This is a genomic window from Bombilactobacillus mellifer (assembly GCF_000970795.1).
Classification (GTDB): domain Bacteria; phylum Bacillota; class Bacilli; order Lactobacillales; family Lactobacillaceae; genus Bombilactobacillus; species Bombilactobacillus mellifer.
In genome coordinates this window covers 340,915-354,079 of sequence record NZ_KQ034029.1, presented here as the reverse complement: position 1 = coordinate 354,079, position 13,165 = coordinate 340,915, and the positions used below count along the sequence as shown (strand labels likewise).

15 protein-coding genes are annotated in these 13,165 nt (G+C 42.1%); 7 read left to right on the top strand and 8 right to left on the bottom strand.

Annotated features, from left to right (window positions below; translation table 11 throughout):
* Nucleotides 1–36: 36 nt before the first annotated feature.
* The 3 genes from JG30_RS07870 to JG30_RS07860 all read right to left on the bottom strand — a co-directional run bounded on the left by JG30_RS07870 (nucleotide 37) and on the right by JG30_RS07860 (nucleotide 2,919).
* Complete coding sequence (locus tag JG30_RS07870) at nucleotides 37–1,470, bottom strand: MFS transporter (protein WP_046317891.1); 1,434 nt, start codon at nucleotides 1,468–1,470, stop codon at nucleotides 37–39.
* 139 nt (nucleotides 1,471–1,609) lie between these two features.
* The gene (locus JG30_RS07865) at nucleotides 1,610–2,275 is read right to left on the bottom strand and encodes a type 1 glutamine amidotransferase (RefSeq protein ID WP_046317888.1); all 666 of its coding nucleotides are present in this window, start codon (nucleotides 2,273–2,275) and stop codon (nucleotides 1,610–1,612) included.
* Nucleotides 2,276–2,394: 119 nt separating this feature from the next.
* Nucleotides 2,395–2,919, bottom strand: a complete 525-nt coding sequence (locus JG30_RS07860) for a GNAT family N-acetyltransferase (RefSeq protein ID WP_046317887.1) — start codon at nucleotides 2,917–2,919, stop codon at nucleotides 2,395–2,397.
* Between the two features lie 215 nt (nucleotides 2,920–3,134).
* On the opposite strand from JG30_RS07860, the gene rsmG reads away from it, so the two are divergent.
* The 7 genes from rsmG to JG30_RS07825 are packed head-to-tail and all read left to right on the top strand — an operon-like array spanning nucleotide 3,135 to nucleotide 8,456.
* Nucleotides 3,135–3,851: a 16S rRNA (guanine(527)-N(7))-methyltransferase RsmG gene (rsmG, locus tag JG30_RS07855; protein WP_046317885.1), complete on the top strand. Its 717-nt coding sequence runs from the start codon at nucleotides 3,135–3,137 to the stop codon at nucleotides 3,849–3,851.
* Nucleotides 3,852–3,863: 12 nt separating this feature from the next.
* Entirely contained in the window at nucleotides 3,864–4,700 is an 837-nt protein-coding gene (locus JG30_RS07850; protein ID WP_046317883.1) for a ParB/RepB/Spo0J family partition protein, read from the top strand.
* The gene (locus JG30_RS07845) at nucleotides 4,693–5,457 is read left to right on the top strand and encodes a ParA family protein (protein WP_046317881.1); all 765 of its coding nucleotides are present in this window, start codon (nucleotides 4,693–4,695) and stop codon (nucleotides 5,455–5,457) included. Before JG30_RS07850 ends, JG30_RS07845 begins: the two co-directional genes overlap by 8 nt.
* Nucleotides 5,450–6,313 (top strand): ParB/RepB/Spo0J family partition protein, encoded by an 864-nt coding sequence (locus tag JG30_RS07840; protein ID WP_046317879.1) that lies wholly within the window; start codon nucleotides 5,450–5,452, stop codon nucleotides 6,311–6,313. Before JG30_RS07845 ends, JG30_RS07840 begins: the two co-directional genes overlap by 8 nt.
* A 10-nt stretch (nucleotides 6,314–6,323) precedes the next feature.
* Nucleotides 6,324–6,575 (top strand): DUF951 domain-containing protein, encoded by a 252-nt coding sequence (locus tag JG30_RS07835; RefSeq protein WP_046317877.1) that lies wholly within the window; start codon nucleotides 6,324–6,326, stop codon nucleotides 6,573–6,575.
* An 11-nt stretch (nucleotides 6,576–6,586) separates the two neighbouring features.
* Complete coding sequence (gene ychF / locus JG30_RS07830; RefSeq protein WP_046317876.1) at nucleotides 6,587–7,687, top strand: redox-regulated ATPase YchF; 1,101 nt, start codon at nucleotides 6,587–6,589, stop codon at nucleotides 7,685–7,687.
* 16 nt (nucleotides 7,688–7,703) lie between these two features.
* Nucleotides 7,704–8,456, top strand: coding sequence for a DUF1129 family protein (locus tag JG30_RS07825; protein WP_046317874.1), 753 nt, complete (start codon nucleotides 7,704–7,706; stop codon nucleotides 8,454–8,456).
* A gap of 334 nt (nucleotides 8,457–8,790) precedes the next feature.
* On the opposite strand, the gene JG30_RS08705 is transcribed toward JG30_RS07825, so the two are convergent.
* The 5 genes from JG30_RS08705 to JG30_RS07800 form a co-directional block, all read right to left on the bottom strand.
* The gene (locus JG30_RS08705) at nucleotides 8,791–9,078 is read right to left on the bottom strand and encodes a nuclear transport factor 2 family protein (RefSeq protein ID WP_052725270.1); all 288 of its coding nucleotides are present in this window, start codon (nucleotides 9,076–9,078) and stop codon (nucleotides 8,791–8,793) included.
* A gap of 105 nt (nucleotides 9,079–9,183) precedes the next feature.
* Complete coding sequence (gene coaBC / locus JG30_RS07815; protein WP_046317872.1) at nucleotides 9,184–10,392, bottom strand: bifunctional phosphopantothenoylcysteine decarboxylase/phosphopantothenate--cysteine ligase CoaBC; 1,209 nt, start codon at nucleotides 10,390–10,392, stop codon at nucleotides 9,184–9,186.
* A gap of 165 nt (nucleotides 10,393–10,557) precedes the next feature.
* Nucleotides 10,558–11,019 (bottom strand): RpiB/LacA/LacB family sugar-phosphate isomerase, encoded by a 462-nt coding sequence (locus JG30_RS07810; RefSeq protein ID WP_046317870.1) that lies wholly within the window; start codon nucleotides 11,017–11,019, stop codon nucleotides 10,558–10,560.
* 19 nt (nucleotides 11,020–11,038) lie between these two features.
* Complete coding sequence (locus JG30_RS07805; protein WP_245626311.1) at nucleotides 11,039–11,698, bottom strand: ribulose-phosphate 3-epimerase; 660 nt, start codon at nucleotides 11,696–11,698, stop codon at nucleotides 11,039–11,041.
* A gap of 27 nt (nucleotides 11,699–11,725) precedes the next feature.
* On the bottom strand, nucleotides 11,726–12,646 hold the full coding sequence (locus JG30_RS07800; protein WP_052725269.1) for a ribokinase: 921 nt from the start codon (nucleotides 12,644–12,646) through the stop codon (nucleotides 11,726–11,728).
* Nucleotides 12,647–13,165 lie beyond the last annotated feature (519 nt).

Here is a 13,165-nt window from a genome sequence, read left to right as displayed (position 1 = left end):
AGGCAGTGTGGACTCAGCCTCTAGCTAGCGAAATGTTTAATTTTTTTGCCAAAGGCGCCAGCCGGTCAGCAAAGTCGCTAGTGTACATAAACCCAGAGCAATGAAAAAGACTACGTGCATACCGTAAATAAATACGCCGGGATGTTGCGGTAAATAAGTGGTGACGTGTTGGCCATAATTATGGCTCATGGCGGCAAATAAAATCGTTGTAGCACTCGCAATTCCAATGACCATTCCTAGATTCCGGGAGAGTGAGTTAATGCTGCCGGCAATCCCCAGATCTTTTTGTGCGACGGAGCTCATGACTAAGGAATTATTGGGTGAACTAAAAATTCCATTCCCTAAGCCCATGCAGGCCACACTGCCAATGAAAATCCATAAAGAAGTGTGTAAGCCACATAAAAAGTAACCAATCTGACTTAGTAAAATAAATAATAAACCGATAAAAGTAATTAATTTCGGACCAATTTTATCGGAGGCAGTCCCGGCCAACGGTGCGGCAAAGACTTGAATAATAGGAAAGATCATCAAAATGTAACCAGCTTGATTAGGCGCCAGCTGGCGCGCATTTTCCAAATAAAAGGGTGTCACCACGTTAAAGAAAAAGTTAGTAATAAAAATAAGTAACGCACATAAAAGGCTTAAGGAAAAATTGGGATTTTTAAAGAGTTTAAATTCTAATAATGGATAACGTTGGTGCCGTTCAGTTTGCAAGAAAATGATGGCGCTGATGACCGCCCACAAAAATAACAGTTCTACGCTAGGATCTTGAAAACCAATTTGTTGACCTAAAAAAATACCGCCAAATAAAGTCATAATTAAAATAGCAAAACTCAACGCCCCTATTTTATCAATGGGAACCTTGTTAAAAGTAATGTCTTGCGGTAATACGAAGTAAGCGATAAGGACTGCGAGACAGCCGAGCGGCACATTAATCCAAAAAATGTAACTCCAACTGAAATGGGCTAACAGCAGTCCGCCGATGCCCGGACCGGCAATGGATCCCAGGGCTACGAAAGAACCAATCAAGCCTAAAGCCCGCCCGCGTTCGGTGGTGGGGAAAATTTCCGTAATGATGCCGTTATTAGTGGCCATAGTCATTGAAGCCCCGATCGCTTGGATGGCCCGTGCTCCTAAAAGAAAAGTCAGATTGACTTGCCACCCTGCTAGTAAAGAACCGAGGATAAATAGGAGACTACCGAGGCGAAAAATTTTGATTTTGCCCCATGTATCACTTAATTTGCCAAAAAATAAAATTAATGAACAGATAATGATCAAATAAAGTGAGACAATCCATTCTGCCTGGTTCATCGGAATATGCAGACTGCGATTAATGACTGGTAAGGCAATATTGACAATACTGCCATCGAGTGTAGACATAAAAGTTAATAAACCAATGGCGGTCAAAATTAACCACCGATGTTGTTGTACTTGCGGATCAGTTTGATAGCTAGAAGCTGTAGCTGTCATGGTCATTACTCCTTTTTTTGTTACCTAAAAGGTGACATAACTTAAAATATTCTTTAATTATACATATTTTATTGCGTAAAAAAAGAAGCAGTGAAAACCTGCTTCTATAAAATGCTACTGCTCTAAGCCCATTGGGCGTTTATTTTTGGGCGAGACGGTGTGTTTGAAAGTTGTTAATAATCTGATCCACCAAAGCTTGCGCCACATTGACGTTTTTTAATAACGGACCATGAGAATAGCTGCCAATAGTTTGTTTGTATTGCAAACCTTCTACCCCGTCATGAGGATTATTCCCATAGCCGCTGATCATCTGGCCAAAAGGCTGCAACTGCGCACTATCAAAAAACGTCTGACCGCTATGATTTTCAAAAGCCCGGACCTCACCATATTGCGTAGTATAGTGAGTATCGCCGATCATGCGTTTTTGAGGATTAAAAATCGTATGCAACGGCAAAATATCTAAACATTGAATCGTCTGACCACCACTGGTTTTATAATAACTGCCTAAAAATTGATAGCCGCCACAAATACACAGCATGGGACGATTGGCTTCAATATAGTCGGCAATCGTCTGTCGATGCCGTTGAACGTCTTGAGCTACGACCGTTTGTTCTAAATCCTGGCCGCCGCCAAAGAAAATAAAATCATAATCAAAAGCATTGAATTCTGCTTCTAAGCTCACGTTCACTACTTGGCTGTCAAAGCCTCGTTGTTTTAAAAAATAACAAATAATTTTGACATCGCCAGCATCTCCATAAGTGTTCATTAAGTCTTCATATAGATAAGCAATTTTAATAGTTGGCATAATGTCTCCTTAAATCAATTAGAATCTTTAGCGCGTGTAAAATCTCTGGGTACAGGCTAGCTTCTTTGTTGGGACAAAACGGGATTCCTAGTCATCGCCAAGACCCGATTAGAGCGGTTTCAAGCTTTTATGACTGGTAAATTGAGTTCATAAGCCCAACGCAAACCATCCGTGACTTTAATTTCCCCGCGTTTTTGAAAACCGGCTTGTTGGACGACATGTTGCATGCGTAAATTTTGCGGATGAGTATCAACTCGAAAATTAAATCGTTGCTGTTGTAAACCAACGGTGACTAAGTTCGATAATAAAATTGTGCTCAGCCGCTGGCCACGTAATTGTGGGTCCACGGCGATGCGGTGAATCGTTGCATAAGGTTGCGAATTGTGCCAATGACCCTGTCGAATGTCTCGATAGGTAGGTTCCGGCGTTAACATTAAAGCTGCGGTCGCTGCAATGGTCTGATTAACCATCAAAACCCAACTAATTTGTTGTTGAATATCAGCTTGAATTTGTTCCACATTGGGATAGCCATTTTGCCATTGATCGATTTGATCGGCAGCTAATAACTTTTTGGCTTTAGTTAAAATAGCCATAATTGCGGGTACATCGGTCTTTTGACTAGGCCGTAAATAAATTAAAGGCATATTCTTCCCCCCTACTTTGTGACATCCAATTACGCCACTGTTGAGCTACATTATAATAATTAGGATAAATTTTGCCAACCCTTTTCCAGCTGTTATGAATGAAAAAAGCAGGTCTAAAAACTCAGGAATCTTTAGAGTAGATGATTGCGTTAGACCTTTTTTTAAGATAGGATAAACTGTGAAACAACAATATTGTTTCACGAGAGGAGTGGCTTATGAATCCCGAGGAACTACAACACTTAGCAGCTCAGCAAGGAGTAATTTTAACTCCGGAGCAGATGCATCAATTACAAGTATATAATCAATTATTAAATGAAGCGAATCAAGTTATGAATTTGACGGCTATCACAGATAGTGACCAAGTTTATTTAAAACATTTTTATGATTCTTTAACTCCTCTATTTGTGCAACCACAATTGGCTCAGCCGGTCAGTTTAATAGATATCGGCTCCGGCGCTGGTTTTCCCGGTTTGGTTTTAAAAATTGCGAATCCCCAGTTGCAATTGACGCTAGTCGATTCTTTAAACAAGCGTATTAACTTCTTACAAACGTTGGTTCAGCGGCTGCATTTGACGGATGTGACCCTCATACATCAACGCGCCGAAGATTTAGGCCATCAAAAGCAGTATCGGGAACACTTTGATTTTGCTACTGCGCGGGCGGTAGCTAGCTTACCGACTTTATTAGAATTGTGTTTACCGACGGTTAAAGTAGGCGGTCAATTTATTGCTTTAAAAGCCACTAAAACCGCAGCAGAGGTAGCAGCGGCTCAAAAAGCTCTTCACATTTTAGGAGGACAAGTTCACCAAATCCAGGCTTTTTCACTACCTCATGATGCGGGGCAACGCGAGCTAGTGCTCATCAATAAAATCTCTACTACACCGACTAAATATCCTCGTAAACCTGGTACACCTAGCAGAGAACCTTTGTAGGAGGAGAACAGGATGTCTTTTTTCGATAAATTTTTAGAACGTAAAGTTTCATCCGAAGACAATACTATCCGTGATTTGGAAATAAGCCAAATTAAACCCAGTCAGTACCAACCACGGCGCACCTTTGCACCTGATCAACTGACAGAATTAGCGCAGTCATTAGCCAAGAATGGTTTATTACAGCCGATTATCGTGCGTCAAGTAGGCGCCCAACAATATGAAATTATTGCCGGAGAGCGCCGATTTCGGGCAGCCCAGCAATTAAAATGGACGACCATCCCAGCATTGGTTCGTAATTATAGTGATCAACAAAGCGCCTCTTTGGCACTGATCGAAAATTTACAGCGGCAAGATTTAAACCCGATTGAAGAAGCCCGAGCTTATAAAAAGTTAGCGGCAATGAATAATTTGCGCCAAGAAGACTTAGCAGCCCAATTAGGCAAGAGTCAGTCTTATATTGCTAATAAATTACGGTTGCTCAAACTAGATGCTACCGTGCAACAAGCTTTAATTGCTGGTCAAATAACTTCCCGTCACGGGCGCGCTTTAGTCAGTTTAACAGCGAGTCAGCAACAAACGGCCTTATACAAAATTTTGCAGCAACAACTAAACGTGGCGGCGACAGAACGCTTGGTTAAACAGCTCAAGCAACCAGCTAAACGTGCTACTCCCAAACAACACTCGATTACAGCACTTAAATCTCGTGATCCGCAGTTATCTATTAATACCATTCGGGAGTCCGTCCAATTAGCGCAAAAAAATGGAGCCGAATTTACGTATCAGGAAACTGATGGAGACCAGGAGTACCAAATGATTATTACAGTGCAAAAGGAGGATCAACATGGTTAGGGTGATTTCTTTAGCTAACCAAAAAGGCGGCGTTGGCAAAACAACGACAACCATCAATTTAGGGGCTTGTTTAGCGGAATTAGGACAGCGAGTGTTGGTCATCGATATTGATCCCCAAGGCAATACGACTAGTGGTTTGGGAATCAAAAAAGTAGATGTGGCACAAGACATTTATGATGTTATTATTAATGAAATGCCCCTGCCGGACGCTATTTTGCATACGAAACGGCCGCGGCTGGATATTGTCCCGGCGACCATTCAGTTAGCCGGTGCGGAAATTGAGCTCACCTCGATGATGGCGCGGGAAACCCGTTTGAAAGAAGCCATTCAAACGGTGACAGACAGCTATGATTATATTTTAGTAGATTGTCCGCCTTCTTTAGGCCAATTGTCAATCAATGCCTTTACTGCAAGTAATTCGATTATTATTCCAGTCCAAAGTGAATATTATGCTTTAGAAGGTTTAAGCCAATTGCTGAATACGATTCGCTTAGTCCAAAAGCATTTTAATCCGGATCTCAAGATTGAAGGGGTTCTTTTGACGATGTATGATGCCCGAACCAATTTAGGAAATCAAGTCGTCAATGAGGTGCGCAATTATTTTGGCGATCATGTCTATCACACTATCATTCCCCGCAATACCCGCTTAGCGGAAGCCCCGAGTTATGGATTGCCGATTATTGATTTTGACCGCAAATCGCGCGGCGCAACAGTTTATTTGCAATTAGCGAAGGAGGTCATGCGAAACAATGCCTGAAAAAAAGAAGAGTGGTTTAGGCCGCGGAATTGGTGCGATTTTTTCCGATTTTGAAAATGAAGAAATTAGTGCCGAAAATGTGATCGATATTCCATTGACCGAGATCCGACCTAATCCTTATCAACCCCGCAAAGAATTTGATCAAACGGCCTTGGAAGAATTAGCTCAATCAATTGCCGAAAATGGTGTGTTTCAACCGATTGTTGTCCGTAAAAGTGTTAATGGTTATCAAATTGTGGTGGGCGAGCGCCGCTTTCGGGCCAGCAAGTTGGCGCACAAAGACACCGTGCCTGCAATTGTGCGAACGCTGGATGAAAGTCAAATGATGGAGATTGGGGTTTTGGAGAATTTGCAACGCGAAGATTTAAACCCGATTGAAGAAGCCCAAGCTTATCAGACTTTGATTGAAAAATTACATCTGACTCAAGAACAAATTTCCGAAAAATTAGGCAAAAGCCGGCCTTATATTGCTAATTATTTACGTTTGCTATCTTTACCCATGCAAACTAAAAAATTATTGGTCAATGGTAAATTGACCATGGCCCAAGCCCGGACGCTTTTAACATTGAAAGATCCGCAAAAAATTGACGCCGTCGCCCAAACGGCCGTTCACAAGGGATTAACTGTACGACAATTAGAGGCCTTAGTCAATCAACCGGTAAGCGTCAAAACAAAAAAAACCACCGGCACGCGTTCGCCTTTTATTCAAGCCACCGAAGAGCAATTAATTGATAAATTTGGCACTCAAGTCAAAGTAACGCATGATAAGAGTGGCAAGGGCAAAATTCAGATTGATTTTGCCTCGACGACAGATTTGAATCGCATTTTAGAATTATTAAATATTTCGCTCGATTAGGGGGGCCAACATGTATAATTTAGGCGACATTGTGATGATGAAAAAACAGCATGCTTGCGGGGTCAACCGGTGGGAAGTGGTGCGCTTAGGTGCCGATATTAAAGTGCGCTGCTTGGGTTGCGGACATCAAGTGATGTTAAAGCGGTCGTATTTTGAAAAAAAATTTAAAAAGATGATCACACAGGCTCATGAAGTGAAGGCCGAGAGCGAAGAGTTTTATTTGGATCCCCAAAAGTTACAAATACCACGAATTTTTGATTAAGGAGTTTGCGCATGGCATTAACAGCAGGAATTGTTGGTTTACCTAATGTCGGCAAATCAACGTTATTTAACGCAATTACTAAAGCGGGCGCCGAAATGGCGAATTATCCTTTTGCCACCATTGATCCTAATGTGGGCATGGTAGAAGTACCTGATTCGAGATTACAGCGAATTGATGAATTAATCCCCGCCAAAAAAATTGTGCACACTACTTTTGAATTTACGGATATTGCCGGCATTGTAAAAGGTGCTAGCCAAGGTGAAGGCTTAGGCAATAAATTTTTGGAAAATATACGACAAGTGGATGCGATTGTGCACGTGGTGCGGGCTTTTGATGATGATAACGTCACGCATGTGAATGGTCAAATTGATCCCGTAGAAGATATTGCGACAATTAATTTAGAATTAAGCATTGCAGATCTGGATAGCGTCAATAAACGCTATGCCAAAGTGGAAAAAGTGGCGAAGACTAAAGATAAAGCCGCACTGGCTGAATTAGCAGTACTCCAAAAAATCAAACCAGTCTTAGAAGCTGGCGGGGCTGTGCGTAGTTTAGAGTTTACCGCTGCTGAACAAAAAATTGTGCATGGCTTATTTCTATTAACTTCCAAACCAGTCTTGTATGTCGCCAATATTGCTGAAGCAGATATGGCCAACCCCGAAGAATCAGCTTATTATCAACAAATTAAAGCTTATGCTGCTCAAGAACAAGCGGAAGTGCTGGCCATCTCGGCCAAAACTGAAGAAGAAATTGCCGAGTTACCGGATGAAGAACGACAAGATTTTTTAGAGGCCGAAGGAGTTAGTGAGTCGGGATTAGATCGTTTAATCCGGGCTAGTTATCATTTATTAGGCTTGGCAACCTTTTTTACAGCTGGTGGTCCGGAGACCCGGGCTTGGACTTTTCGCCGCGGCATGAAGGCACCACAAGTGGCGGGGTTGATTCATTCAGATTTTGAACGTGGATTTATTAAAGCGGAAACTATTTCTTTTGCGGATTTAGATCACTATCAAAGTATTCAGGCCGTTAAAGAAGCAGGACGTTTACGGTTGGAAGGCAAAGATTATGAAGTGCAAGACGGTGATATTATTGAATTTAGATTTAACGTTTAAGGAGTAGTTAGAATTAATGGACCCTAGGAAAAAAAATCAGGCGGCTCAACAAAAACAACAAGTGCGAGTGCAAAAAAAAGCCCAACAAAAAGATGTGCAACAAAAAATTGCTCAGGCCAGCACTGATCAATTGCAGGCTAAATTAAGTAAGCGGAATGAAGATTATTTATTTCGCTTGCGAAAAGCGCTCATAGCGCAGGGTAAGACTGCAGCGCAAGCGCAATCGCTAATTGATAATTTACTCGTAGAAATTATTCAAGCGCAAATCCAAGGGACACCGGCGCGGCAATTGTATGGCACAGTGGATCAAAAAGTGAATGCTTTACTGAATAAAAAACCGGAAAATACTTCCCGGATGCCCGAATTTTGGAAAGCCAGCGTCGATAATTCTTTATTGTTTGGGGCTCTTTTCACGGTCATGTATGGGATTGTGGGTTTTACAACCAAGCATCCCGATCGCAGTAATCAAAGTGGGATTGTAACTATTATTTTATTGTCCATTTTATGGGGGATTCTTATTACGTGGTTTACGCAGCAGATGCAACAAGCCCGGAGTAAGCGGCAGCCGATTTGGCGGATTTCGTTAATTTTAGTTTTCGGCTTGTTGGTCATGTATGCGATTATGTTTATTACTACAATTTTACCACCGGTGATTAATCCGATTTTAAATCCGTGGCTCTATATTATACTAGCAGCTTGTGCTTATGGTGCGCGTTGGTTATTCCGCCATTATTACCACATTAAATATAATTCTTTTACCGGCCGATAGAATCATAGCTGCTGCAATGAGCTTTGGCATACTTAATTCGGGTTTTATATCAAGACACGGTCTGGAATAAAACCAAACAATTATGAACCACTAGCTGGGATTTCCAGATTCTTTATAAAATAAAAACAAGCAGAAAAGTTTCTGCTTGTTTTTTATAGGTCTGCATCAAAATGGGGGGCACTGACAACATCACCCAGGCACACGTTACAGTCGGCAATTACTTCCAAAGCTGACATAGGTATCGAACGGAAACATGCTGTCTGTTAGAAAAGGCCATTGTTATTCACGGATTGGATCTTTTCGACATTATGTTCAATAATATCCCAGTGTTCGGCTAATTGACCAGCTTGTAAGCGATACACACTTTATTGACGTGCCCGTTGGCTAATGTGCATTTAAAGAAGACATACACCATATTGTGATCCGCACTCAAATTAATAATCTCAATGGTGGGTTGCATTTTTAAAAATCCCGTAATAAATTCGCGAAAGCCCTTTTTGCCATCTTTGACAGTGGGATTATGTTGAAGATAATCATCTCTCATGTAAGTATCCAGATGCGATAAATCCCCTGCTTGAAAAACTTCTTGGTAGAACTTCGTCACAATAGCTTTATTATCCATTAATCTCACTTTTTTATCAGTATTCCCACTTATTATAAAAAATTTACAGCTGCCAAGTAAGCTGTAAGCCATGAGAAATACCCGCCAATCATAGGGATAACTACATCACGATTGTAACAACATTTCCAGCTGGTCAATGACTAAAGCAGCGATGGCGGTTTTGGATAATAATTGGGTGCTTTTGGGCGGTTGGTGGGGGCTGATAAAAGTCACCTGATTAGTATCACTATTAAAGCCGACGCCCGGTTGGGCGACATTATTGGCCACAATTAAATCTAAATGTTTCCGGCGTAATTTGGCAGTTGCCTGCTCAATTAATTCCGATGTTTCTGCGGCAAAGCCTATGGTAACTTGGTGCGGTTGTTTCAGGTGGGCGACCATTTGTAAAATGTCTACAGTTTTAATTAAAGGCAATTGCCAAGTAGTTTGATCGGGCTGTTTTTTAATTTTTTGCGCAGCGACTTGTGGTGGACGAAAATCAGCAACGGCAGCGGCCATAATTAAGGCCCGCATGTGAGGAAATTGCTGCTTTACTGCGGTGGCCATTTCTTCTGTCGTAGTTACCGGAATCAGGTGGACTTGGGCTGGGGGCTGCAGCTTTGTCGGTGCAGAAATTAACGTCACTTGCGCACCACGCTGCTGCAAAACTTGCGCTAAAGCATAGCCCATCTTGCCGGAAGAATCATTAGCTAAAAAGCGCACCGGATCTAAGCGTTCCCGCGTCCCGCCAGCAGTGACTAAAATGGGCTGATTTTGTAATCTGGGACTAGGTTTTATAAAATGAGCATCGACCAGGGCAGCAATTTGTGCAGGTTCGGCCATGCGGCCTTTGCCTGTATAGCCTTCTGCCAAAAAACCCTCTTGGGGATCGACAAAAGCATAACCATCCTGTTTGAGTTGGGCCACGTTACGTTGCACTGCCGGATTGTTCCACATATGACTATTCATCGCCGGGGCGATCAATTTAGGGGCGGTAGTAGCCATTAACGCCAGACTGGCTAAATCATTTGCTTGTCCATGAGCTAATTTGGCGATGATATCAGCGCTAGCCGGGGCAATCACGGCCAGTTCAGTCCAATCGGCGAGTTCAATATGTTCCACGGTGTGTGGATTCCCACTCGCGAAAGTATCTGTGAGGACAGAATGTTTGGATAACGTTTGAAAACTTAAAGGGGTGATAAATTTTTGTGCCGCTGCTGTTAGCACGACGCGCACTTGTGCCTGGTGCTGCACTAACAAGCGCGTCAGCTGTAAAGCTTTATAAGCAGCGATACTACCGGTGACGTATAAAGTAAGATGTTTATTTTTCAGCATGTTGCAACCTCTGAGGTGACTTATTGTAGATATTATCGCATAAGTAAACTGGAAATGGAAAACTAAGTAGATGTTCGTCTGGACAAGAGTAGCGAGATCTAAAAGCCCTTCCACTTGTGACAAGGGAAGGGCATTAAGCTGGCAATTGCCAAAGCCAAGTCTCTTTTATTGTTTGGCGGCATCTAACTGTTTTAAAGCAGCCATGCCTTTTTCATGAGTGCCGGTGTAGTTACTAAATAACCAGGCATGAATAACTGCCATGGTATAATCCAGACCCTTTTTTTCCATCATCCAAGCACCAGTACATAAGACATTCCCATTATTATCATTTTTGGCTAAAACAGCCGGTAGGACATCATAACAAAGCGTGGCGCGAATGCCGGGAATTTTGTTAGCGGCCATCGCCATGCCTTGACCGGTACCACACATAAGAAAGCCAAACGCATCCTCGTCAGCTAGAACTTTCTGACCGACAGTGGTGGCAATTTCCGCAAACTTGCCACCATGACCGGCATTTTCTGAATAACAACCGACATCTTCGAGGTCATAGCCTTCTGCTTTGAGAGCTTGTAAGACTTTGTTATAAAATCTCACCGCGGCGGGATCACATCCACAAATTAATTTCATAATAATCTGTTCCTTCTTTCTAATTCAATTCTCTCAGTTGGGGCAAAATATCCTGGTAAGCTTCTTTTTTGTTAAACAGCGCCGAAGTTCCTAAAACAAAACCGTCCACTCCAATAGCCCCTAATTCGGCAATTTTAGCAGGAGAAATCGCGCCATCCACGACAATTTGGAAGTTATACTTTTGTTTATAAGGAATTAATTTTTTAATTTTAGTGGTTACAAAATCTAAATAAGTTTGACCTGCAAAGCCCAGATTAACGGTCATGACTAACACAAAATCAACTAGATTAAATAATTCTTCTACCATTGCAATGGAGGTGTTGGGGCTGATAACGACACCACAGTGTTTATGGTAAGCTTTGATTTCCATGAAACTTTTGACAATTTGTGGATCGGCTTCGGGATGAATATACAAAGTATCCACACCTAGTTGTTGGGCAAACAGTTGAATATAACGATGGGTATTATTAATCATCATGTGGGCTGCTAAGGGTTTGGTGGTTAAAGCGCGGATAGCTTGCACGTCTTGTAAGCCTAAGGCTAAATTGGCGACAAAATTACCATCGATCATATCTAAATGAAAAGAGTCCGCCCCTGCCGCTTCCAGATCGTGGATTTCTTGAGGTAATTTGGTGAAATCAGCACACATCAGTGAGGGACTGAAAAATTTATTCTGCAAAGTTTTTCGCTTCTTCCTGGTAAGATTTTAAATGGAAAATTGAGCAATTTCTTCTTGAGTGGGAATAGCAGCTTGACCGCCGCTCCGAGCTACCTTCAGCGCGGCTGCTTTAGATGCTGTTTTGATAGCGCTTACTAAATTGTCGGGATCTTGAACTAAATTAGCGGCTAAGACCCCGGCAAAGGTATCACCGGCGCCGACGGTATTGACAGCTTGAACGGGGGTTGCTGGAATGATCGTAAAGTGTTGCGTGGAAGCCTCATATAAAACGCTACCAAGGGAACCCAGTTTGACAATGGCTTTCGGAACGCCTTTTTGGGTAATCAAATAAGCCGCTTTTTGAGCCTCCGCAAAGTTTCCCACAGGGATTCCGGTGATTTGTTGAGTTTCTTCTTTATTAGGAGTTACGAGATCAGCATATTGCAAAACCTCCGGAAAATAAGAACTGGCCGGTGCGGGATCGACAATGATATACATTCCTTTTTTATGTGCGAGTTGTAAAGCAGTTAACACTGATTCACGACTAGTTTCTAAATTAGTGAGAAAGATATTGGCTTCTAAATCCTGCATAACTGTGAGAATATCATCACGAGTCAGTGCCAAATTGGCGCCTAAAACGACCATTAAAGTATTTTCACCTGTTTGATCCACAACCGCGACAGCGGTGCCCGTGGCTGCCGTGGATTTGATGACTACCTGATCTGGCAAAATGTTATTTTGAGTTAAAGAATCCAGGGCTTGCTGGCCCCATTGATCAGCGCCAATGCTGCCAATTAAAGTGGTACGCACGTGTTGTTTAACTACAGCGACTGCTTGATTGGCACCTTTACCACCAACGTTAATTTCTAGGCTTTGCGCAGGAACATTAGTACCATAGGGAGGATATTGCTGCACGTGGACTAATAAATCTACATTAATACCTCCCATGACAATTACATCGAACTTCAAAGTATCGCCTTCTTACATGTCTGACGTAAAGATGGAGCGAAAAAGTTAACGTAATAATCGAAAACTTTAATAATTGGAGATATATAAAATTGTGTGCAATAGGCCTCATCCTTTCCCTGAGCGATTGAAGACGCCGCGGCATCCCAATTGATGACTGCTCGGTTAGTATCTAGACCATAAACCATCAATTATTGATACGTAACCGATTACAACTCTATTATCAATTACTAAATTTAAATTTGTCAATGCTTTTTCATAAAGCGCTTTAATATTTTGCTACGATCCAACGTCCATGAACGATAGTCTTCTACCAAAGTAAGGACTGGCGTAGCGCTGATAGCCAGGTGTCTGCCAGTTATTTCTAATTCAATTCAATAGGATTTATAATAATTGTTTTGATAGATCAGAAAACAGCCGCCGCGAGGGCAATTGACCGCTCTTGGACGACTGTTTGTAGGTTTTTGGGAGAGGCAGAACGGCGATCTGGCGAAAAAGGTGTGTTGGAGGATTCAAGCAATT